This is a genomic window from Streptomyces huasconensis (assembly GCF_021028635.1).
Classification (GTDB): domain Bacteria; phylum Actinomycetota; class Actinomycetes; order Streptomycetales; family Streptomycetaceae; genus Streptomyces; species Streptomyces huasconensis.
The window spans coordinates 1,839,086-1,860,986 of record NZ_CP086119.1; the positions used below are offsets into that span (position 1 = coordinate 1,839,086).

21 protein-coding genes are annotated in these 21,901 nt (G+C 73.6%); 10 read left to right on the plus strand and 11 right to left on the minus strand.

The window, feature by feature from the left end; translation table 11 throughout:
• Positions 1 to 103 precede the first annotated feature (103 nt).
• A complete protein-coding gene (locus J2N69_RS08290; RefSeq protein WP_230904635.1) occupies positions 104 to 520 on the plus strand; it encodes a hypothetical protein in 417 nt (138 codons plus the stop codon).
• Positions 521 to 615: 95 nt separating this feature from the next.
• Here the strand turns inward: J2N69_RS08290 and J2N69_RS08295 are convergent, their stop codons facing one another.
• From J2N69_RS08295 to J2N69_RS08305, 3 genes are all read right to left on the minus strand, one after another.
• Entirely contained in the window at positions 616 to 807 is a 192-nt protein-coding gene (locus J2N69_RS08295; protein WP_230900157.1) for a hypothetical protein, read from the minus strand.
• Between the two features lie 198 nt (positions 808 to 1,005).
• Positions 1,006 to 1,689: a DUF899 domain-containing protein gene (locus tag J2N69_RS08300; protein WP_230900158.1), complete on the minus strand. Its 684-nt coding sequence runs from the start codon at positions 1,687 to 1,689 to the stop codon at positions 1,006 to 1,008.
• A 147-nt stretch (positions 1,690 to 1,836) separates the two neighbouring features.
• Positions 1,837 to 3,255 (minus strand): amidohydrolase, encoded by a 1,419-nt coding sequence (locus tag J2N69_RS08305; RefSeq protein ID WP_230900159.1) that lies wholly within the window; start codon positions 3,253 to 3,255, stop codon positions 1,837 to 1,839.
• Between the two features lie 105 nt (positions 3,256 to 3,360).
• Between J2N69_RS08305 and J2N69_RS08310 the strand changes: the two genes are divergently transcribed.
• A complete protein-coding gene (locus tag J2N69_RS08310; RefSeq protein ID WP_230900160.1) occupies positions 3,361 to 4,002 on the plus strand; it encodes a 2'-5' RNA ligase family protein in 642 nt (213 codons plus the stop codon).
• 123 nt (positions 4,003 to 4,125) lie between these two features.
• On the plus strand, positions 4,126 to 4,647 hold the full coding sequence (locus J2N69_RS08315; protein ID WP_230900161.1) for a DUF3574 domain-containing protein: 522 nt from the start codon (positions 4,126 to 4,128) through the stop codon (positions 4,645 to 4,647).
• Between the two features lie 68 nt (positions 4,648 to 4,715).
• On the opposite strand, the gene J2N69_RS08320 is transcribed toward J2N69_RS08315, so the two are convergent.
• Both J2N69_RS08320 and J2N69_RS08325 read right to left on the minus strand, forming a co-directional pair.
• A complete protein-coding gene (locus J2N69_RS08320; protein WP_230900162.1) occupies positions 4,716 to 5,510 on the minus strand; it encodes a nucleotidyltransferase domain-containing protein in 795 nt (264 codons plus the stop codon).
• Positions 5,511 to 5,532: 22 nt separating this feature from the next.
• Positions 5,533 to 5,805 (minus strand): hypothetical protein, encoded by a 273-nt coding sequence (locus J2N69_RS08325; RefSeq protein ID WP_230900163.1) that lies wholly within the window; start codon positions 5,803 to 5,805, stop codon positions 5,533 to 5,535.
• A gap of 77 nt (positions 5,806 to 5,882) precedes the next feature.
• On the opposite strand from J2N69_RS08325, the gene J2N69_RS08330 reads away from it, so the two are divergent.
• The gene (locus J2N69_RS08330; protein ID WP_230900164.1) at positions 5,883 to 6,467 is read left to right on the plus strand and encodes a DUF4291 domain-containing protein; all 585 of its coding nucleotides are present in this window, start codon (positions 5,883 to 5,885) and stop codon (positions 6,465 to 6,467) included.
• 44 nt (positions 6,468 to 6,511) lie between these two features.
• Here the strand turns inward: J2N69_RS08330 and J2N69_RS08335 are convergent, their stop codons facing one another.
• A complete protein-coding gene (locus tag J2N69_RS08335; protein ID WP_330166802.1) occupies positions 6,512 to 7,801 on the minus strand; it encodes an SWIM zinc finger family protein in 1,290 nt (429 codons plus the stop codon).
• 194 nt (positions 7,802 to 7,995) lie between these two features.
• Positions 7,996 to 11,301: a DEAD/DEAH box helicase gene (locus tag J2N69_RS08340; protein ID WP_230900165.1), complete on the minus strand. Its 3,306-nt coding sequence runs from the start codon at positions 11,299 to 11,301 to the stop codon at positions 7,996 to 7,998.
• Between the two features lie 376 nt (positions 11,302 to 11,677).
• On the opposite strand from J2N69_RS08340, the gene J2N69_RS08345 reads away from it, so the two are divergent.
• From J2N69_RS08345 to J2N69_RS08365, 5 genes are all read left to right on the plus strand, one after another.
• The gene (locus tag J2N69_RS08345) at positions 11,678 to 12,652 is read left to right on the plus strand and encodes a metallophosphoesterase family protein (protein WP_230900166.1); all 975 of its coding nucleotides are present in this window, start codon (positions 11,678 to 11,680) and stop codon (positions 12,650 to 12,652) included.
• Positions 12,653 to 12,666: 14 nt separating this feature from the next.
• On the plus strand, positions 12,667 to 14,019 hold the full coding sequence (locus J2N69_RS08350; RefSeq protein ID WP_230900167.1) for an MFS transporter: 1,353 nt from the start codon (positions 12,667 to 12,669) through the stop codon (positions 14,017 to 14,019).
• Positions 14,016 to 15,038 carry a TolB-like translocation protein gene (locus J2N69_RS08355; protein WP_230900168.1) on the plus strand — a complete coding sequence of 341 codons (1,023 nt, stop codon included), beginning with the start codon at positions 14,016 to 14,018 and terminating at the stop codon, positions 15,036 to 15,038. Before J2N69_RS08350 ends, J2N69_RS08355 begins: the two co-directional genes overlap by 4 nt.
• A 110-nt stretch (positions 15,039 to 15,148) precedes the next feature.
• The gene (locus J2N69_RS08360; protein ID WP_230900169.1) at positions 15,149 to 15,583 is read left to right on the plus strand and encodes a RidA family protein; all 435 of its coding nucleotides are present in this window, start codon (positions 15,149 to 15,151) and stop codon (positions 15,581 to 15,583) included.
• A complete protein-coding gene (locus tag J2N69_RS08365) occupies positions 15,580 to 16,041 on the plus strand; it encodes a GNAT family N-acetyltransferase (RefSeq protein WP_230900170.1) in 462 nt (153 codons plus the stop codon). Before J2N69_RS08360 ends, J2N69_RS08365 begins: the two co-directional genes overlap by 4 nt.
• On the opposite strand, the gene J2N69_RS08370 is transcribed toward J2N69_RS08365, so the two are convergent.
• The 4 genes from J2N69_RS08370 to J2N69_RS08385 form a co-directional block, all read right to left on the minus strand.
• Positions 16,038 to 17,036 (minus strand): glycoside hydrolase family 6 protein, encoded by a 999-nt coding sequence (locus J2N69_RS08370; protein ID WP_230900171.1) that lies wholly within the window; start codon positions 17,034 to 17,036, stop codon positions 16,038 to 16,040. The two genes, J2N69_RS08365 and J2N69_RS08370, sit on opposite strands and share 4 nt — an antisense overlap.
• 212 nt (positions 17,037 to 17,248) lie before the next feature.
• Positions 17,249 to 18,439, minus strand: a complete 1,191-nt coding sequence (locus J2N69_RS08375; RefSeq protein WP_230900172.1) for an MFS transporter — start codon at positions 18,437 to 18,439, stop codon at positions 17,249 to 17,251.
• Positions 18,440 to 18,448: 9 nt separating this feature from the next.
• On the minus strand, positions 18,449 to 19,282 hold the full coding sequence (locus J2N69_RS08380) for a uracil-DNA glycosylase (RefSeq protein WP_230900173.1): 834 nt from the start codon (positions 19,280 to 19,282) through the stop codon (positions 18,449 to 18,451).
• A gap of 57 nt (positions 19,283 to 19,339) precedes the next feature.
• The gene (locus J2N69_RS08385) at positions 19,340 to 20,800 is read right to left on the minus strand and encodes a YfcC family protein (protein ID WP_230904636.1); all 1,461 of its coding nucleotides are present in this window, start codon (positions 20,798 to 20,800) and stop codon (positions 19,340 to 19,342) included.
• A gap of 293 nt (positions 20,801 to 21,093) precedes the next feature.
• On the opposite strand from J2N69_RS08385, the gene J2N69_RS08390 reads away from it, so the two are divergent.
• Entirely contained in the window at positions 21,094 to 21,540 is a 447-nt protein-coding gene (locus J2N69_RS08390) for an RNA-binding S4 domain-containing protein (RefSeq protein ID WP_230900174.1), read from the plus strand.
• Positions 21,541 to 21,901: the final 361 nt, after the last annotated feature.

Below are 21,901 nucleotides of genomic sequence, written 5' to 3' on the forward strand. Positions count from 1 at the left end.
GGACCAGCACGCCGGTGCCGAGGATGCGGAGAACGGGTGAGTCGAGCGTGGCAGTGATGCGGGCGGGGGGCATGTGAGCGCGGGTACGGTGCGGCCGTTGAATCTGAATACGTTGGTCCGGCTCTCCAGGCGACGGCAGCTCGCCGGGGCTGTGCCACCACCGCCTTTGCGGCTCGATCTGCCCGAGGGCATGACCGAACCGCTCGGCCGTGACGCGGTGGCGGTACCGGCGGGGCTCGGGCCCCGCCTGATGTCCCGGCTGCCCCGCGTGGGGTGCGTGTACGAGGACGGGCCGCGCTGGTGGTGGATCGTGCCCGCGGACTCCGACGTCGCCATGGAGTGGCCCGCCGCGGCCGCCTACTCGGCGGGCGCGGTGGTGCGCGACGGCGGCCGGCGCCGCCCGGTGCTGATCAACTGCCCCGACGGCGACGTGCCTTACACCCCGCCGATCCCCCTCTACCTGGCGGTGTGCCGGGCGACGGGGACGACGCCGGGGTGGTCACGGGCCTTCACCGCATAGCACTTGGCGCGGGCCTGCCTGCCTTGGGCGCGTGACGCCTTGCCCTGCCTTGCCGTGCTGGCACTGCCCCGGAGCCGAGGCGCGGGCCGGGCGGTCTACGCGGCCGCCGCGACTTCCGCCGGCTCGGCGACGCGCACGACCACCAAGAAGGCGTCGGAGGCGAGGTCCATCACGACCTCCGCGGGCTGCCCCTCCGCGCGGCGGGCCCGCGCGAACTCCTCCGCGGGCCATGAGCCGCGGGGCCCGCCCGCGGGGAAACGCTCCAGCACCATTCGTCCGTTCGTCATGTTCCTGCCCCCGTGTGGTGTGGTTCGGCGCGGTCTCTGTACGGAGAAGAACGCCGGCGGTGCCCTCCAGGACTCGCGGCGTGACCGAACTGACACAGAGTTGCGGCATCTCCCGGGCTTTTCCGGGGCTCCTCCGGGGCCTGTCCGGGTGTCCCCGACGTGCTCCCGTGCGGGTCCGGGGGTATCCGGGGGGGGGGATCAGTCCTCGTACTCGTCGTGATAGCGCACCCGCGCGCTGCCCGCCGGGGCCCCGAGCGCCGACGCCCGGCCTCTCGGCTCCTCCCACTCCTCCTGCCGGCCGAGCGCGGTGAGGTCCAGCAGGCTCGTGGTGGAGCCGAGGCCGTCCAGGCCGCGGGCGAACGTCGCGTACGTGTGGAAGACGCGGTCGCCGTCCCGCAGGAAGCAGTTGATCGCGGGGACATCGCACGGCTCCTCGGCGGAGAAGGCGCCGAAGTCATGGTTGAAGTCGCCGCCGTGCGTCGAGTACCAGGGCACGGTCCAGCCCATGCGGGCCTTGAACGTGAGGAGCGCGGTGTAGGGCGCGCGGGAGACAGCGACGAAGTTCGTGCCGCGGGCCCGCAGATGCGCGAGGTGCCCGATCTGGTCGAGGAAGGCGGAACAGCTGCGGCAGCCCGCCTCCCACTCGGGGGCGAACATGAAGTGGTAGACGATCAGTTGCTCCCGGCCGTCGAAGAGGTCGAGCAGCGTCGCCTTCCCGTCGGAGCCGTCGAAGTAGTACTCCTTGTCGACCTCCACCATCGGCAGTCGGCGCCGCGCGGCGTTGAGCGCGTCGCGCGCGCGGGTGGCGGCCTTCTCCTTGGCCAGCAACTCCTCCCGCGCGATCAGCCACTCCTCGCGTGTGACGATGTCCGGAAGTCCCATGTCGTGTCTCCTCCACCCTTCGGGCGCGTACCTCAGCGAAGGGTGGACCGGCGGGGCGCGCGGAACTCATCGCTCCCGGACGAGAAAACCTAAGGAGCACCGAGAAAGTATGGGCGGGAGAGGCCGGAGGTGCGGCGGGGGACGCGGTCAGCCGTCGTACTCCTGGACGCGCCTGCCGTGGCTCCGGTCGACGAGTTCGGGCAGCAGTTCGCCCAACTCCCGTACCGTCTCGGGCACGTCGAGGGTCAGCAGTACGCGGTCGCGCATCAGGACCCTGCCGTCCACGATCGTGGTGCGTACGTCCCCGGAGCGGGCGCTGTGCACGAGGGTGGCGGCCAGGTCGTGCACGGGCTGGGTGTGCGGGCCGCTGAGGTCCACGAGGATGATGTCGGCCCGCCGCCCCTCGGCGAGGCTCCCGATCTCCCGCCCGAGGCCGACGGCTCGCGCGCTCTGCAGCGTGGCGTGGTCCAGGGCCTGGCGGGCGGTGAGCCAGGTGGGGTCGTTCTCCGCGTGCTTCTGGACGAGCGCGGTGAGCGTCATGGACTCCCATACGTCGAGGGTGTTGTTGGACGCGGCACCGTCCGTGGCGAGGCCGACCGGGACGCCGGCCTCGCGCAACGCCCGTACGGGAGTGGCGTCCCAGGCGAACTTCAGATAGCCGCGGGGCGCCGAGGCGACGGCGACGCGTCCGCCGGCGCGGCGCAGCGCGGGCAGGTCGCGGGCGGGGGCGAGGCCGGTGGCGTGGGCGATGAGGAGGTCACCGTCGAGGAGCCCGGCGCGCTCCAGGACCTCGATGGGCGTGCGGCCGTGCCGGGCGAGACTGTTCGCGGTCTGTTCCCGGTTCTCGGCGGCATGGATGTGGACGAGCAGCCCGTGTTCGCGGGCGAGATCGGCGGTCGCGGCGAGGTCGGTGTCGTCGACGGTGTACGGGGCGTGCGGGGCGAGGCAGGTGGTGATGCGTCCGTCGGCGGTGCCACGCCGCCGCAGCGCGAAGTCGAGGGAGGCGGCGCGTCCCTTCGGCCCCTGCGAGGTGAAGTAGGCCTGGCCGAGGACGGCACGCAGGCCGCTCTTCTCGGCGACGTCGGCCACGGTGTCCATGGCGAAGTAGTGGTCCGCGAAGGTGGTGACGCCGCCGCGGATCATCTCGGCACAGGCGAGCCGCGCGCCGAGCCCGACCGTGCGCTCGGTCAGGTTGGACTCGATGGGCCAGATCCAGTCGTTGAACCACGCGTGGGCCGGCAGGTCCTCGGCGAGGCCGCGCAGGGCGGCCATCGGGGTGTGGGTGTGGCAGTTGACGAGGCCGGGGAGGGCGATGGTGCCGCGGCCGTCGATGTGTTCGACGGGGCGGGGGTGCCGGGTGTCGGGGTGCCGCGTTTCGGGGGTGGCGGCTTCGGGGGTGGCGGCTTCAGCCGTGTCGGCCGCTGTGACGGAGGCGATGACTCCGTCCCGTACGACGATCACCGCGTCGTCCACGAAGATGATCTCGCCGCCCGGGCCGTGGGTCAGGGCGGTGCAGCCGGTGATGAGGAGGTCCGCGGGGGGTGGGGGTTTCGGGGGCGGCGTCATTTCTTCACGGTAGTGCGGGGGCGACCGCCTGACCGGCTGACCGGGTTGGCTGACTGGCTGACTGGCTGACTGGCTCAGCGGGCGGACGTGACACGATGCCGCACTGTGAGCACAGATGTACGAGGGTCAGTCACAGGCGAAGGCGAGGGCGCGGCCACGGCGACAGCGACGGCGGCGCGGGGTGGCCCCGACGGCTGGGCCGACCTGCCCGGCGACACGGCTCTCAGTATCCAGGTCCCCGAGGCGAACCACCTGGTCAGCACGGGTTTCCAGGCCCACGTGACGGTGCTTTACCCGTTCCTCGGCGCGTCCCGCCTCTCCGCTTCGGCCCACGCCGACCTGACGGAGGTGTTCGCGGCCCACGCGCCCTTCACCCTGACGTTCACCGAGTTCCGCCGCTATCCGGGCGTCCTCTACCTCCCGCCGGAGCCCGAGGCCCCCGTGCGCGCCCTCACGGCGTCGCTCACCGACCGCTGGCCCGAGGCGGTCCCGTACCGGGGCATCTTCACTCCGCCCCTCGCGCCCCATCTGACCCTCGCGAACCACGAGGGCCCGGACACGTACGAAGCCGCGTACGACGCTCTGGAGGCTCGGCTCGCCCCCCACCTGCCCCTCGTCAGCCAGGTGAACGAGGTCCACCTGATGGTGACGGACGGCGCGGGAGGCTGGCGGGATCTCAGGACGTACCGCCTCGGGGGAGGCACGTCCGAGCCCGCGCTCTGTGACGTGCGTGCGAAGCGGGTGTGAAACCCCGGGCGGGAGTCAGGACATACCGCGAGAAGCGGACGGCGGGCCCGGGCACGTCCGCTACGGTTTGCCGCCAATGCCGTAGGTCCTCCCGCCCCCGCCGAAACCGAAAGGGACCGCCCCATGACTCCGACCCTCTCCCGCCTCACCCGTAGCCGCCTCGCCGTGGCCGGGGCCGCGACCGCGGTCCTCGCGGTCGCGGCCCCAGCGGCGTACGCCTCGCTGGACGACGCCCCGCGGTCATCCTCTGCTTTCACTGCGGCTTCCACGGCTGCTTCCTCGGACGCCGCCGCCCCGTCGAAGCCCGCCCGGGGCAAGCCCTACAACGAGACCCGGCTCTTCTTCGGCACGGAGCGTCCCGACGGCGGCCCCGCCGTCACCGACAAGCAGTTCATGGCCTTCATCGACAAGGAGGTCACGCCGGGCTTCCCCGACGGGCTGACCATCCAGGACGGGCGCGGCCAGTGGCGCGACTCCAACGGCAGGATCGAGCGCGAGCGTTCGTACGAACTGATCCTGCTGTACCCGGCGGGCGAGGCGCGCGAGCGGGACGTCCTGATCGAGGAGATCCGCAGCGATTACGAGAAGGCGTTCGCGCAGGAGTCGGTGGCGCGGCTCGACGAGCGGACGCGGGTCGACTTCTGACCTTCAGCGGTACGACGGGGTGGCGGCGGTGGCGGCGGCGCTTCCGCGGCGGGGCGCACCGCCGCCCGTCACCCCGCACGCCCGGCCGCCACGATGAGCCGCTCCACCTCGTCGAGCGCCTCGATGAGGCGGTCGCGGCGCGCGGGGCCGTCCGCCGGCAGGGAGGCGGCGGCCAGAATCGCGTCGATGCCTCGTAGGCCCGCCCGCTCCAGGAGCCGCTTCTCGTTGGTGACCCATTCGCCGCGTGCGGCGAGCACCGCGTGGCCGCCCTCCATCGCGGCCGTGGCGAGGGCGCCGGCGACCTCGGTGTACTGGGCGCGCGGGGCGTTGTTGGCGCGGGCGTAGCCGAGAGTCGTGCGGGCCCGGCCGAGCCAGACGCCGGGAGCGGCGCGGCGCAGGGCCTCGGGGTAGGCGGGGCGCGGCAGTTGGCCCCGCAGCACTTGGTTGACGGCCAGTTCGGCGACGACCAGGTAACTGGGGATGCCCGCGAGGTGGAACATCAGCGGCTCCCAGCGGAACCGCCCCGCCTCGGCCTCCTCGATCTCGTGCTCGACCACGTCGAGATCGCGGTAGTGCACGTCGACGCGGCGCCCGTCGACGGTGAGCCACGCCCCGCCGTTGAAGACACCGCCGCCCCACTCGCCGATCCCCGAGACCTCGCCCTCCCAGCCGATCGCGCGCAGCGCGGCGGGGTCGAAGGCGGGCCCCCGGTAGTACACGGCGGTGTCCCAGTCGCTGTCGGCGGTGTGCGTCCCCTGCGCGCGGGAGCCGCCGAGGGCGACGGCCTCGACCCCGGGGAGGGCGGCGAGCCGGTCGGCGACATGGTCGAGGAAGAGGTCGTCGGTCATGGTCCGCGTCGTCATGGAATCACTCCGGCATCAAAGGTCATCGCTCTCCCGGCCCCTCGCGGTGGTGCGACCGTCCGATGTTCCGGGCCTGGATCACCGTGCCATGAAACACCCCACCGCTGACACTGCTGTTGTTCGTGACGCCACGGTGCAGCGCGTACGCATCGGCGTCCGGCGCCAACTCCGGCGGCGAGACGCGCAGTTCGGCCGCCTCGACAGGAGCGGCTGCCAGTCTGCGACACAGCCGGGGACGCCACTCCGCCCGCACGTCGGCCGCAATCTCGCCCTCCGCGGCATCGCGTGCGGCCACGACCTCGGGCCGCGCTTGCTCCGACTCCCTTGAAATTCGCTGGCGCCCCGCCACCGCTCCCGGCACGCTGGCTCCCCATGAACCACCAGATCCGCGCCCTGCACACCGACTCGACGGTCACCGTCTACCAGGCGTACGCCCCGGGGCTCGGCGTGCCGGCGGCCCGCTCCGGCCGCTTCCCCACCGCATGGAAGCGGGACCGCATGACGTGGATCAAGCCGTCCTTTCTCTGGATGATGTACCGCTGCGGCTGGGCCACGAAGCCGGACCAGGAGACCGTCCTGGCGGTGGAGATCACCCGCGAGGGCTTCGACTGGGCGCTGCGCAACGCCTGCCTCTCGCACTACGTCCGCGGCGTCCACCCCGACCAGGCGGCCTGGAAAGAGGCCCTTCGCCGCTCCCCCGCCCGCGTCCAGTGGGACCCGGAACGCGACCTGCGCCTGCGCCCGCTCCCCCACCGCTCCCTCCAGCTGGGCCTGTCGGGCGAGGCCTCCCGCCGCTACGCGGACGAGTGGACGGTCTCGATCACCGACGTCACGGCCCTGGCCCACGAAGTCCACGCCTACGTACGCGACGACAACCTCGCGGCGGCGACGGCACTGCTCCCAGAGGAACGCGTGTACCCGGGTGGAGACGCCCTCTTGGCCCACCTCGCCACGTAACAGCCGCGCCACGCCTCGCCACTCGCGGTCTCCCACCTGGGCCCCTACGCCCCCACCACCCCCGTCACCGCCCCCACCACATCCGCGTCCGCCTCGCCCTCCGGCCACCAGTCGTCCGCGCCCGGCTCGCTCAGGTACGGGTACCAGCGGTTGTCGTGGCCGAAGCGGAGTTGGAGGGTGCCTTCGGGGTTCGTGAGGGCGTTGCGGTGGATCGTCATGCGGGGGAGGTCCGCTGCCGCGAGGGCGCCGCGGGCCCGGTCGAAGGGGCCCGCCGGGGGGTCCCAGGGGGTTTCCAGGACCGCGAGGCCCTCCTCGCCGCCCTGGCGCCAGGCCGCGGCCGCGCGGGCGAGGTCCGCGGGGGTGCGGCCCACCGAGCGGGCCAGTTCGGCGAAGTGGCGGCTGAAGGTGCGGCGGCCGGTGAGGCCGGGGTGCGAGGCCGCCAGGCGGACCGCGTCGTGCCAGGGGGATGTCGCCGTGAAGGGGTCGGTGCCCGTGGTGAGGAACGCGTGGGCCCTGGCCGCCGCGTCCGTGATCAGGAACTCCAGGGACGTCGGGTCCGGGGCGCCGGGCAGGGACGGCAGCACCGGGGGCTCGCCCGGATGGGCCGGGGGTGCCATCGGGGGCGGGAGCGCCGGGCGGTACTCCGAAGTCAGCGCGTCCCTGGCCGGGGTGCCCGGCAGCGACGGTTCGGCGGGCGCGTCGGGCAGCGGCGGTGGGGCGGCCTGCTGCTGCTCCGCCGCCGACTTGTGCGCGTTGCGGCGGGACAGCTCGTCCAGGAGATCCTGTTCCTCGCCTCCGCGCAGCAGGAGCAGGACGAAGGGGTCGGCGTCCAGGAGGCGGGCCGTCTGGTAGGCCAGCGCCGCCGCGTGCTTGCAGGGATGGCCCCGGTCGGGGCAGGTGCAGGAGGGCGACAACTCGCGCGCCCCGGGGAGCAGTTGCACGCCCGCTCGCCGCGCCGCATCGGCCAGGGCGTGCGGCATGTCCTTGTCGAGCAGCGCCGCGATGTGCGCGGGGTCGGTGGCCACCGCGTCCAGGAAACGGTCCCAGTGTTCGGGCAGCATCGTCCCCAGGCGGATCTCCGCGCGGTAGGGGCGGGGTCGGCTGCCGTGGACGTACGCGACGATGTGGCCCGGCGCGACGGTGATCGTGTCGACCGCGCCTTCGCGGGCGTACGTGCGGCCGCGCGCCAGGCGGGCCTGGTCCAGGGCGCTCTCCTCCAGGGCGTCGATCCACGCGTTCCCCCACCAGGACGTGGCGAACGGCTCCTCGGGGTCGAGGTGCGCCGGCAGGGCGGGGAAGACGCGGCCGCTGCCCATGCGGCTCGTCTCGCTCATGCCGCTGGCCCAGCCGAGGCCGCCGCCCCGCGACGAGGCCCGCCCGGCCCCGGCCCCGGTCCCGGCCCGCGTCGGCTTCACCCGCCCACGGCCCCGCCCGCCATCGAGCCCGCCCTCACTCCGTCCGTCACGGAACCCGCCCCCGTCTCCGGCACGTCCCGCACCGCTCAACCCGCCGACGCCCTCCACACCACTCACGTCGCCGTCCTCCTCAGCGCCACCAGGTCCGCCAGCTCCGCGTCCGACAGCTCGGTGAGCGCGGACTCGCCGCCCTCGCCGAGCACCGCGTCCGCCAACGCCCGCTTCGCGGCGAGGAGTTCGGCGACGCGGTCCTCGACCGTGCCCTCCGTGATCAGGCGGTGGACCTGGACGGGCTGGGTCTGGCCGATGCGGTACGCGCGGTCGGTGGCCTGCTCCTCGACCGCCGGGTTCCACCAGCGGTCGTAGTGGATCACGTGGCCCGCCCGGGTGAGGTTCAGTCCCGTGCCCGCCGCCTTCAGCGACAGCAGGAAGACGGGGACCTCGCCCGACTGGAAGCGGTCCACCATCTCCTCGCGGCGCGCCACCGGCGTCCCGCCGTGCAGGAGCTGCGTGGGGATGCCGCGCGCCGCCAGGTGGGTCTCCAGGAGGCGGGCCATCTCCACGTACTGCGTGAAGATCAGGACGGCGCCCGCGCTCTCCGACTCCGTGAGGATCGTGTCGAGCAGTTCGTCGAGCAGCTCCAGTTTCCCGGAGCGGGCGCGGCCCGACCGCGTGGTGAGCACGCCGTCCTTCAGGTACTGCGCCGGGTGGTTGCAGATCTGCTTCAGCGCCATGAGCAGCTTCATCACCAGGCCGCGGCGGGCGATGCCGTCCGACGCCTCGATGCGCGCCAGCGTCTCGCGCACCACCGCCTCGTACAGCGAGGTCTGTTCGCGGGTGAGCGTGACGGGGTGGTCGGTCTCCGTCTTCGGCGGGAGTTCCGGGGCGATGCCGGGGTCGGACTTCTTGCGGCGGAGCAGAAAGGGCCGCACCAGCCGGGACAGGCGGGCCAGCGCCTCGTCGTTCGCGCCGGTCCCGGTGGGGTCGCCGCCCTCCACCAGGCGCGCGTGCCGGGCACGGAACGCCTTCAGGGGGCCGAGCAGGCCGGGGGTCGTCCAGTCGAGCAGGGCCCACAGTTCGGAGAGGTTGTTCTCCACGGGGGTGCCGGTGAGGGCGACGCGGGCCGGGGAGGGGATGGTGCGCAGCGCCTTCGCCGTCGCCGCGTGCGGGTTCTTGACGTGCTGCGCCTCGTCCGCGACGACCAGCCCCCAGGGCTGTGCGGCCAGTTCGGGCGCGCTCGTACGCATCGTCGCGTACGTGGTGAGGACGAAGCCGCCGGTCAGTCCGGCGAGGGTGCGGCCCGCGCCGTGGAAGCGGCGCACCGGTACGCCCGGCGCGAAGCGTTCGATCTCCCGCTGCCAGTTGCCGAGCAGTGACGCCGGGCAGACCACGAGCGTCGGCGCGGGGTGCGCGCGGTGGAGGTGGAGGGCGATCAGCGTGATCGTCTTGCCGAGGCCCATGTCGTCGGCGAGGCAGCCGCCGAGGCCCAGCGAGGTCATGCGGTCGAGCCAGGCGAGGCCCCGGAGCTGGTAGTCCCGCAGGGTGGCGTGGAGGCCGGGCGGCTGGGCGATCGTGCCGAGGTCGTCCGTCACGCGCTCGCGGAGCTTCGCCAGGGCGCCGACGGGTACGGCGGGCACCTGCTCGCCGTCGACCTCCGCCGTGCCGGTGAGCGCGACGGAGAGGGCGTCCACCGGGTCGAGCAGGCCGAGGTCGCGCTTGCGTGCCTTGCGTACGAGTTCGGGGTCGACCAGCACCCATTGGTCGCGGAGGCGGACCACCGGGCGGTGCGCCTCCGCGAGCAGGTCCAGCTCGGCGTCGGTCAGCGGGTCGCCCGGCTGGTCGCCGAAGGCCAACTGCCAGCGGAACTGGAGGAGTTCCTCGGTCTTGAAGAAGTCGAAGTTGTCGGCGGCGGTGCCGGGCGCGGGGCGGACGACGGCCGTCGCGGTGAGGCCGCGGGTCAGCTCGCGCGGCCAGTGCACGGCCACCCCGGCCGCGCCGAGCCGCCCGGCCGCCGAGCCCAGCAGGTCGTACAGCTCCTCCTCGCTCAAGGGCAGTACGTCAGGGCGCGGCCGCTCCAGGAGCCGGGCGAGCGGCGGCCATACGCGGGCGGCGCGGCGCAGCGCGAGCAGGGTGTCGACCCTGGCGCGCGGGCCGAAGTGGTCGGCGCCCGCCCAGAGGCCGGGGACATCGGTCACGAGTGACGGGTCGGCCAGGCTGTGCACCTGCACGACGGCGGCCGCGGGGCTGGCCACGGCCGCGCGAGGCACCGCCGCCTCGGCCCGAGCCTCAGCCGCGGCTCCGGATACGACTCCAGACCCGGCCGCGGCCTCAACCTCGCCCCCGGCGCCGGACCCGCCCCCGGCTCCAGACTCGGCCCCGGCCCCGGCCCCGGACCCGCCTGCGGCTCCCGGCTCAGCCCCGGCGCCGGACCCGCCCGCGGCTCCCGACTCGACCCCGGCCCCAGCCACGACCCCAGACCCGACCAAGCCCCCCACCCCCGAGGCCCCGTCGAACACACCCCCCTCCACCTCCTCTGCCCGGTCGAACACCTCCTCCGCCCGGTCGAACACCTCATGCGCCCGCAGATCGAGCCGCAACGACACCCGCACCCCGGCGTCCATCCCGGCCGCGACCTCCGCGGCCCACTCCCGCGCGCCCGGCAGCCGCTGCGGATCGTGCGCGGCGAACGGGGCGCCGACCGCGTGCGCGGCGGCCGGGGTGCGCGGCAGCGTGTCCACCACGGCGTCCACGAAGGCCCTGACCAGGGCAAACGGTTCGGGCAGCAGCAGCGGCCCGCCACCCGGCAGGGGTACCGCGTGCGCCTCGGCGGGCAGGGCCGCGGCGATGGCCCGCAAGTGGATGACGTCCGCCTCGTCCAGCGGCCCGGCCCGCCACGCGTCCAGGTCCTCGGCGGTGAGGCCGGGCAGCAGCCTGCCCCGCGCGGCCAGGTGCAGCGCGTGCCGGGCGGCCGCGGCCCAGCAGGCGGCAGTGGGATGCGGGCGCGCGGCGCGCAGCAGAAGCGGCACGGCCACGCCCACCGGCAGGAAGAACGCGGGCACGGTACGGGACCGCGCCCCCTTGCCGTGCCGACGGGCCACGACGAGATCGCCGGGCCGCCCCAGCCCCTCCCCGACCGGGAGGCTCCCGGGACCGGGACCGGCGCCGACGCCAAAGCCCCCGACCCCCCTGAACTCCCCGAGACCTTCGAGACCTCCGAGGTCATCTCCTCCGCCACCCTTGGAGGCTTCCCCTCCCCGCACCCCGGCGAGCCCCGCCACCGCCCCTTCCGGCAGCGCTCCACCGTCCGGCCGCCACAGGGCCACCCGCCCCCGCCTCGGCACCTGCGCCGGCAGGAAGACGGCCGCGCAGGAACGGACGAGGACGAGGGCGTCGTCCACCGCCGCCACCTCTGCCGTCATCGCCGCACCACCTCGCTCAGCCCCTGCTCACGCCACCCGTCTCCTACATCCGCCACCCTAGGCGAGACCACTGACAACCCCGCCTGACCAGCCCCGCGGGACGCCACCGGGGCCTGCCGCCGCCCGTCCCCGCACCCCGCCCACCGGTCCACCCACCGGTCCGCCCACCGGCCCGGCCAGCACCCCACCGCAAGGCCCCGCCACCCGGCCAGGTCCACGTCGGCGCCGCTCCCCCCGTACCGCCCCCAACCCCCCTCCCACACTGGAAGGAAAGTTTCCTAACAATAATTCATCCCACCCCTTGACGCGCACATGACGCCTCGCCAGGATTCCCCGAGACGGCCCGGCACCCCCCAAGCCATCCGAGGAGACGGACATGCCGCTCACCCCCCGCGCCATGAACTCCCGTACGGCACACCCCCGTTCCCGCACGCCCCGCTGGGGCATCCCGATCGCCGCGGGCACCTCGCTCGCGCTGGTCGGCGGTGTCCTGCTCTGGTCCCCGACCGAGAAGGCCGATGCCTCCCCCGCCCCCGCAGCCGCCCCCCGGGCAGGGTTCACCGCGGTCGCCGCCGGTGACATCGCCGAGCAGTGCACCGCGAGCAGCAGCAGCTGCAAGCACCCCAAGACGGCGGCCCTGGTGAAGCAGATCAACCCGTCCTTCGTGATGACCATGGGCGACAACCAGTACGACGACGCCCGCCTGAAGGACTTCAAGAACTACTACGACAAGACCTGGGGCGCCTTCAAGAACAAGACCCGCCCCGTCCCCGGCAACCACGAGACCTACGATCCGGCCGGCCCCCTCAAGGGCTACAAGTCCTACTTCGGGTCCATCGCCTACCCCGACGGCAAGAGCTACTACAGCTACGACCAGGGCAACTGGCACTTCATCGCCCTCGACTCCAACAGCTTCGACGACGACGAGCAGATCGACTGGCTCAAGGCCGACCTCGCCGCCAACGACAAGAAGTGCGTCGCCGCGTACTGGCACCACCCGCTCTTCTCCTCCGGCGGACACGGCAACGACCCCGTGGGCCGCCCGGTGTGGAAGCTGCTCCAGGAGCACAGGGCCGAGCTGGTGCTCAACGGCCACGACCACCACTACGAGCGGTTCGCCCCGCAGAACGCGGACGGCAAGGCCGACCCGGACGGCATCGTCGAACTGCTCGGCGGCATGGGCGGCGCCAACCCGTACGACATCGAGGAGGTGCAGCCCAACAGCCAGAAGCGGATCACGAAGACCTTCGGCGTCGTCAAGCTGAACTTCACCGACACCGGGTTCTCCTGGAACCTCGTCGCGACGGACGGCTCGACGAAGGACACCAGCCCCTCGTACACCTGCCGCTGAGACGAACGCGCGCCATGTATCTGGCCACCACCGACGCGGCCGCCAAGGCCTCGGAGAAGCCCACCGCCTCCGGGGCCCGGCGCGGCCGCGTCGCCGGACCCGTCCTCGCGCTCGGCGCGGTCAGCCTGGTCACGGACATCTCGTCCGAGATGGTCACCGCGGTCCTGCCGCTCTACTTCGTCCTCCAACTGGGCCTGTCCCCCCTCCAGTTCGGCTTCCTCGACGGCCTCTACAACGGCGTGACCGCGCTGGTGCGCCTCGCGGGCGGGTACGCCGCCGACCGCGGCGGCCGACACAAGCTCGTCGCCGGGGGCGGCTACGCCCTCTCCGCGCTCTCCCGCCTCGGGCTGCTGCTCGCGGGCGGCGCCACCGCGGGGATCGGCGCGGCGCTCGCCGCCGACCGCCTCGGCAAGGGGGTGCGGACCGCGCCGCGCGACGCGCTCATCTCGCTGAGCAGCCCGCCCGACGCGCTCGGCCGCGCCTTCGGTGTGCACCGCGCGATGGACACCACGGGCGCGCTGCTCGGGCCGCTCGCCGCGTTCGCGCTGCTGTGGGCGACCGCGGACGCGTACGACGCCGTGTTCGTCGTCAGTTTCTGCTTCGGGCTGCTCGGGGTGCTGATGCTGGTCGCGTTCGTGCCCGGCCCCCAGGAGCGGGTGACGCCGAAACCGCCGGCCCGTCCGGCCGCGCCGCGCGCCAAGGCACTCGACCTGCTCCGCGTTCCCGCCTTCCGCCGCGTCCTGTACGCCGCCTCGCTGCTCGGCGGGGCCACCATCGGCGACGCGTTCCTCTACCTGCTCCTCCAACGGCGGCTCGACTTCGCCATCGCGTGGTTCCCGCTGCTCCCGCTGGGCGCCGCCGCCGTCTATCTGCTGCTCGCCGTCCCGGCCGGGCGGCTCGCGGACCGCGTCGGGCGCCGCGTGCCCTTCCTCGCCGGGCACCTGGCGCTCCTCGGTGGTTACGTCCTCCTGCTCGCCCCCACCGACGGCCGGCCGCTGCTCGTCGGCGTCCTGCTCCTGCTCGGCGTCTTCTACGCCGCCACGGACGGCGTCCTGATGGCCCTGGCCGCACCGTTCGTGCCGAGCGAGCGGCGGGCCGGCGGCATGGCCGTGCTCCAGACGGGCCAGGCCCTCGCCCGCCTCGCCGCCGCCGCGGGGTTCGGCGCCGCCTGGACGCTGTGGGGCGTCGGCCCGGCGCTGATCTGCGCGGTCGTCGCCCTGGCGGTGGCCATCGCGGGCGCGGCCGTCCTGCTCCCCCGTACCGAAAAACCCGGTACTGAAGCGCCCCGTAGCGAGAAGCCCTGTACCGAAGTGCCCCGTAGCGAGAAGCCCTCCACCGAGAAGCCCCGTACCGAAAGGTCCTCATGACCGCGTCCGCTTCCGGCCCGCCCCGGTCACTGCGCTCCCGGATCATCGCCCTCGCGGTGGCGGCCGCCGTCCTGACGGGCGTCGCGGTCGCGTACACCCTGCATGCCGCGCAGCGCGCCCAGTCCGCGGACACCACCTCGGCGTTCGGCCTGGACCCCGGGCAGCTGTACTTCCGCAGCACCGAGGCGGGCGCGGGCCGCGTCGCCCGCCTCCCCGCGTCCGGCAAGGCCGCCCCGAAGGCCGCGCGCACCACCGGCGGCCCGTCCTGCGAGCGGTTCTACGCCGCCGGGGGCACCGCCCTGTGCCTCCAGCGCCGCCCCGGCATCCCGCCCAAGTCGTACGCCGTCGTCCTCGACGACAAGCTCCGCGAGAAGCGCCGCATCGCGCTGACCGGCATCCCCAACCGGGCCCGGGTCTCCGCGTCCGGCCGGATGCTGTCCTGGACGATGTTCGCCACCGGCGACTCCTACGCGGGCTCCTCCTTCTCCACCCGCACCTCGATCCTCGACACCCGCACCGGCTACCTCATCAAGAACATGGAGGAGATCCCCCTCACCCTGGGCGGCCGCCGCTACCACTCCCCCGACGTCAACTACTGGGGCGTGACGTTCACCAAGGACGACAACGTCTTCTACGCGACCGTCTCGACGAAGGGCAAGACGTACCTCGTGCGCGGCGACATGAAGAAGTGGGCCGCGACCGCCCTGCGGGAGAACGTCGAGTGCCCCTCCCTCTCCCCCGACAACACCCGCCTCGCCTTCAAGAAGCGCGTACGCGAGGGCACCCGGGACCCGTGGCGGCTGCACGTCCTCGACCTGCGCACCATGCGGGAGCGCCCGCTCGCCGAGCGGCGCGACGTCGACGACCAGGCCGCCTGGCTGGACGACGACACCCTCGCGTACGCCCTGCCGGGGCAGGACGGCCGCAAACAGGACATCTGGTCGACGCCCGCCGACGGTTCCGGGAAGCCCACCCTGCGGGTACGGGGCGGCAGTTCACCGTCGGCCGTGCGTCGCTGACCGTCACCCCGATGGCGTACGAGATGCGGCACCCGGTCACGAGATACGGGCGCCCGTTCGCGTGCGAAATTCGGATGCGCACGCGACCCGGGGGCCCGCATCATCCCCCCATGACCGCCGTCCCGGAACGCACCGTCGTGCCCGCCCTCTTCCCGCCACCCGGCTACGCCCACGCCGCCGTCGTCGAGGCGGGCACCCGCCTCGCCTTCATGGCGGGCTCCGTCCCGCTCGACCCCGAGGGCACGCTCGTCGGGGAGGGCGACATCGCCCGCCAGACCGAGCAGGTCATCGCCAACCTCGACACGGCCCTGCGGGCGGTCGGCAGCGACCTGTCGCAGGTGGTGGCCAGCACGGTGTACGTCGTCGCGGACGAACCCCCCGCGCTCACCGAGGCCTGGGAGGTCGTCCGCGCCTCGGGGCTGCACGCGGGCCCGCACACCTCGACGCTGCTCGGCACCACTTGCCTCGGCTACCCGGGCCAGCTGGTGGAGATCACCGCCACCGCGGTCGTCCCCGCCGACGACCGCCCCGGGGTGAGCCCGTGACGTCCGGTCCGTTCACGCTGCGCCCGGCCGCCGAGTCCGACGCCGCCGCCGTCGCCGACGTCTATCTGCGCTCCTACGACGCCGCGCTGCCGACCGTGCGCCGGGCGCACTCCGACGCCGAGGTGCGGGACTTCTTCCGGTACGTCGTCGTACCGGCCGGCGGCACGTGGCTCGCGGAGGCGGCGGGCGAGGCCGTCGGCATGATGGTGCTCGACGGCGACGAGCTGAGCCAGCTCTACGTCGCCCCGCGGTGGCAGCGCCGCGGCATCGGCGACCGCTGCGTGGCGCTGGCCAAGGAGCGCCGTCCCGAGGGCCTGTGGCTGCGGACGTTCCAGGTCAACGCCCCGGCACGGCGGTTCTACGCACGCCATGGCTTCACCGAGGCCGAGCGGACCGACGGCTCCGGCAACGAGGAGCGGGAGCCCGACATCCGCTGCGTGTGGCGCCCCGCCGGCTAGCCGCGCGCCCTCTGGGCGAGCCCCAGCGCGTACTCGGGCCACCACTGTCCGGCCCGCGGGCCGCCCCGGCAGGTCCCGTCGGACTCGCCGGGGCGTTTGATCCACACGTACGCGTCGACCGCGGCGTCCCCGGTGACGGTGGTGGGCGGGGTGCCGAGCGCGCGGCCGGGCGGGTTGCACCAGGCCTCGACGCCTGTGTAGGGGCCGTTGCCGTTGCGGCTGCTGTCGATGACGAAGTGCTTGCCGCCGCCGAGCGCGGCGGCGAGGCGGTGTCCGTAGTCCTTGCTCTCCTGGTCCGTATGGAAGTTGGAGACGTTGAGCGCGAACCCGTCGGCCGCGTCGATCCCGGAGCTGCGCAACGGGGCGACCAGGCGGCTTTCGTCGGGAAACCAGCCGGCGTTGCCCGCGTCGAGGTACACCTTGGTGTCCGGCCGGCTCTTGAGGCGCTCGACGGCGTGGGCGAGCAGGGCGTACCGCTCGTCGGCGTCGGTGTCCCCGCAGCCCGCCACCATGTGGGCGACGGCGTCGGGCTCCAGGATCACGTGGGCGCCCGTGGTGCCGAGGCCCGCGGCGAAGTCGTCGATCCACGCGCGGTAGTGGGCGGCGTCGCGGGCGCCCCCGGAGGAGTACCCGTCGCAGTCGCGGTTCGGGATGAAGTAGGCGACGAGGAGCGCGGTGCGGTCCGCCCGCTCGGCCGCCTCCACCGTGGCCCGGACGGCCGCGCCCGGCTCGTCGCCGTTGACCCACACGGCTTGCGGGCGCCCGGCGATGCGCTCGATGAGCAGGGCGTCCTCGATACGTCCCTGCTGCCACCACTCGTCGGCCTGCCGGGCGGCGGCGCTGTCCGGGTCGACCCAGAAGACCGGGGCGTCCCCGGGCTCGGCCCGGGCCGCCTGTACGTCGCCGAAGGCCGCCGCGCCCAGGAGCAGGACGGCGGCGAGAACCCCTCGGAGGAGCGGGAAGCGGGCAAGGCGGCGGCAAGGCGGCTGGGACACCGGACGGCTCCAGGTGCTCGGCGCCGGTCCTGCCCGACGCGTTTCCCGGAGTGTGCGGGCGCGACGCCCCCTCACGGCGGCGTTCTCCGCCGAGGCCCGCGGAAAACCACCCTTACGGCGGCGTGTCCTGTACGGACACAGGACACGTGACCCATGGCCCATGGCCCATGACCAATGCCGCATGACACGGACGCAGCCTGCCTGTTCCGCCGTCAGGCCGGCTTGGCGGTGCGCATCCGCCCGTACGCGTAGACGCACCCCGCCAGCGCGAGGTCCGACAGCAGCATGAAGCCGATCGAGTACGAGTCCTTGGCGCTGTAGATGGCGCCCATGACCAGCGGCGGGAGGAACCCGCCGAGGCCGCCGACCGCGCCGACGATGCCGGTGACGGAGCCGACCTGCGGCTGCGGGGTGACCTGGGAGACGAGCGCGAAGACGCTGCCGCTCGCGGTGCCGAGACCGGCGGCCATGACGAGGAAGCAGATCGTGCCGGTCGGGTACAGCACCGGGTCGAAGGCCTGGACGACGGCGAAGAGCGCGACCACCGCGAGGGCGGCGGCGGTGACCGTGGCGGGGTGCATCCGGTCGGAGAGCCAGCCGCCGATGGGCCGGAAGACGACGGTGACGAGCGCGAACCCGGCCGCCTTGGTCCCGGCGTCGGTGGGCGACAGGTCGTACCAGGTCTTCAGATACGTGGGCAGGTACACCCCGAAGGCGACGATCCCGCCGAAGCCGATCGCGTACAGCGCCGACAGTTCCCAGGTGACCGGCAGCCGGCCCGCCCGCCCGAGCCGGGTGGCGAGCGGGTCGGCGGGCACGGGCCGGTCGGGGCGGTCGGTGATGAGCAGCGCGGCGAGCGCGGCGAAGGCGGCGAGCGCGATCGCCACGACGATGAACGGCAGGTTGTCGCCGTGTTCGGCGATGCGCGGCGTGAAGTAGCCGGAGAGCGCCACCCCGCCCATGCCCATGCCGAAGACGCCGAGCGCGAAGCCTCTGCGGGCGGGCGGGAACCAGGAGTTGACGAGCGGGATGCCGATGGCGAACGTCGTCCCGCCGAGCCCCAGCAGGAAGCCGACGCCGAGCATCGCGAGATAGTTGTTCCTGGCCGGGATGATCAGCAGGACCGGCACGATGGTCAGCGCCGAGACCAGGGGGAACATCAGCCGGGCGCCGTAGCGGTCGGTGAGCGCGCCGACCGGTACGCGGCCCAGCGAGCCGACGATCACCGGCACGGCTACCAGGAGCGACTGTTCGAAGGAGCTGAGCCCGAGCCGGTCCTTGAAGTCGCTGCCGAGCGGCGCCACCAGGTCCCAGGCCCAGAAGGTGAGCGTGAAGCCGACGGTCGCGACGGCCAGGTTGCGGTAGGCGGCGGCGGAGGGCTTGGCTGCTCGGGTCTGGTCCACACCCTCACGCTAGGAACCGGCGCCCGCCTCGGCCCGCCCTGCTGGGCCGTCCGGGTACAGGCCCGCTTCGAAGGCCGCAGCGCTCAGTACGTCCCGCAGCATCCCCGGTGTCAGGCGCCCCGTGAACGTGTTGCGCTGGCTGACGTGGAAGCAGCCGAAGACATCGAGCGCCTCCTGGCCGGGCCCGCCGCCCTCCAGGGTCACCCGCGCCCCGTGCCCGAACGCCGGGCGGGGCTTCGGCACCCGCCAGCCGGCCGCCGCGAAGGCCGGCAGCGCGGCCTGCCAGCCGAAGCCGCCGAGCACGACCACGGCCCGGAGCGTCGGGGCGAGCAGCTTCAACTCGCTCACCAGCCAGGACCGGCAGGTGTCGCGCTCGTCCGTGGTCGGCTTGTTCTCGGGCGGGGCGCAGTGCACGGGCGAGGTGATGCGGGTGCCGTACAGCGTCAGGCCGTCGTCGGCGCTCACGGCGGTGGGCCGCGAGGCGAGGCCGACGTCGTACAGCGCCGGGTAGAGGAACTCGCCCGAGCGGTCGCCGGTGAACATCCGCCCGGTGCGGTTGGCGCCGTGCGCGGCGGGCGCGAGGCCGATGAGCAGGAGCGAGGCGTCGTGCGGCCCGAAGCCGGGCACCGGGCGCCCCCAGTACGTCCAGTCGGCGAAGGCCGCGCGCTTGGTGCGGGCGACCTCCTCGCGCCAGTCGACGAGGCGGGGGCATGCGCGGCAGCCGGTGATCCGTTCGTCCAACTCGCCCAGCCCGCCCGGCGGCCCGCCCGGCTCATCCAGCTGGTTCAGTACGTGCAGCTCGTTACGTTCGTCCGGTGCATCCAGTCCGCTCAGGCCGTCCATGCCCTCCACCGTACGTAACCGTACGTACGTCGGGTCGGCGGCCCCGGGCCCGGCCCCTCACGCCATGGCCGCCCCCACCGCCACGAAGCCGCAGATCAGCAGGGCGAGAACGGCCAGCAGCGGCCACACGAACCGCAGATACCTGTCGTAGCCGACCTTGGCGAGCGCCACGCCGCCCATGGTCACCGCCGTCGTCGGCACCCACAGGTTCATCCAGCCGCTGGCCGCCTGCCAGGCCGTCACGACGACGGCGCGCGGGACCCCGGCGAAGTCGGCCAGCGGGGCGAGGATCGGCATGGCGAGCGTCGCGTGGCCGGAGGTGGAGGGGATCAGGAAGGCGAGCGGCAGGTTCACGAGGAAGACGATGACCGCGAAGAGCCACGACGAGGTCCCCTGCACCACGCCCTCGATGGAGTGCAGCACGGTGTCCGTGATCTTCGAGTTGTTCATGATCGTCGTGACACCGCGGGCCAGCAGGATGACCAGCGCGGGCGAGACGAAGTCGGCGGCGCCCTGGACGATCGTGGAGCTGAGCCGCTGCTCCCCCATGCGCGCGACGAGCCCGACGAGGACGGCGGCGCACAGGAACAGGGCCGCGAGCTGCGGAAAGGACCAGCCGAGTTCGAAGCCGTACGGGGTCGCGTCCGCGTCCCCGGTGAGGGCGCTCGACCAGGGCACCACCGAGAAGATCATGAACGTGAAGACGAGCGCCGTCGCGACCAGCACGGCCTTGTGCAGCCGGGTCAGCTCCGGCGCCTCGCTCGCGTCGGCCGCGGCCCGCCCGCGGTCCCGGTCGCCCGGCAGGAACCCCGACAGGGAACGCTCCGGGTCGCGCCGGACGCGGGCGGCGTAGCGGATGACGTACGCGACCGTCACCCCGGTCAGGACGATCCACATGGCGAAGCGCAGCACGATGCCGTCGCCGAGCGAGATGTCGGCGGCGGAGGAGGCGACGCCCGTCGCGAAGGGGTTCACCGTCGAGCACAGGACGCCGACGCCCGCGCCGAGGATGATCACGCCGACGGCGGTCATGCGGTCGTAGCCGAGGGCGAGCATCAGCGGCACGATCAGCCCGTAGAAGCCGAGTGTCTCCTCGGCGAAGCCCTCCACCGTCCCGAGCACGGAGAAGACGACCATGACCCCGGCGATGAGCAGCGCGCCGCGCTCGCGCAGCCGGTGTGCAAGCAGCCCGATGCCCCGGTCGAGCGCGCCGGTGGCGAAGACGACGGTGATGAAGGACCCGATGGCGAGCACGAAGAGGAACACGCCCGCACTGCCGTACAGCGCGCCGACGTTGTCGGGCGCGACCAGCGAGGTCGTCTTGTCCTGGATGCCGTAGAGGCCGTTGACGGGTGAGAGGAACAGGTCGTTGAGGCGGTCGACGAACGACTGTCCGGAGTCGACGCGGTGGTAGGTGCCCTGCATGGGCGCGCCGGAGTCGTTCCTGTCGTACTGCCCCGAAGGGACGAGGAAGGCGAGCAGCCAGACCGCGAGGGTGACGACGGCGAGGACGGTCAGCGCACTGGGGAAGGTGAACTTCCGCTTCCGATGCTCCCCCGGCTCCCTGGCGGGGCCTTCGGCCGGGTCCCCGCCGGCCGGCGTCTCGGTGGCACTCACGCGGTGCCGCCTTCCGTGGTGGTGGCTTCGCAAGGCGTCATGGTCCGCACCCCTGGGAGTCGTACGTCACGCCCGGACGGCTTCCGGACCTTTTACTGCGGTTGGTCCGGATTATCGGCGGCCGCAGTCAGCGGGTTCCGGACGGCTCGCCGGGAGACGGGCCTGTCGCGGTGGAGCCGGACTAAGGTCGGAGCATGGCTTCGCAGACTTCAGGAGGCGGCACGGACCGCGCCCCGGGCAGCGCTTCGGCGGGCGGCGCGCCCGCGAGCGAGGGTTCGGTGCGCGTCGACAGCTGGATCTGGTCGGTCCGTCTCGTCAAGACGCGCTCGATGGGCGCCGCCGCCTGCAAGGGCGGTCACGTCCGGGTCAACGGCGAGCGGGTCAAGCCCGCGTACGGCGTGAAGGTGGGCGACGAGGTGCGCCTGCGGCAGGCGGGCGGCCGGGAGCGGATCGTCGTCGTCAAGCGGGTACTGCGCAAGCGGGTCGGCGCGCCGGTCGCCGCCGAGGCCTACGTCGACAACAGCCCGCCGCCCCCGCCACGCGAGGCCGTCGCCCCGGCGGGCATCCGCGACCGGGGCGCGGGCCGCCCCACGAAGCGAGACCGCCGCGAGCTGGAACGGCTACGCGGGTTGGAGGGCTGACGGCGGCGAAGGCTGACCGCGGCGAGGGCTGGACCCAGCGGAGGTTGACCGCGGCGAGGGCTGGACCCGGCGGAGGTTGACCCTGGCGAACGCCGACCCCGACGGCTGACCGTGGCGGGGGTTGACCCCGGCGAATGCTGAGCGCGGCGGGGGGTGGCCCCGGCGAGGGCCAGCCCGGCGAAGGCGCCCGCGGCCAAGGCTGGACCCGGCGGAGGTAGCCCCGGCGAGGGCCGACCCCGGCGAAGGCTGACCGTGGCGGGGTTGACCTCGGCGAAGGGTGACCCCTACGAAGGCTGACCCCGGCGGAGGTTGACCCTGGCGAAGGCTGACCCCGGCGGAGGTTGACCCTGGCGAACGCCGA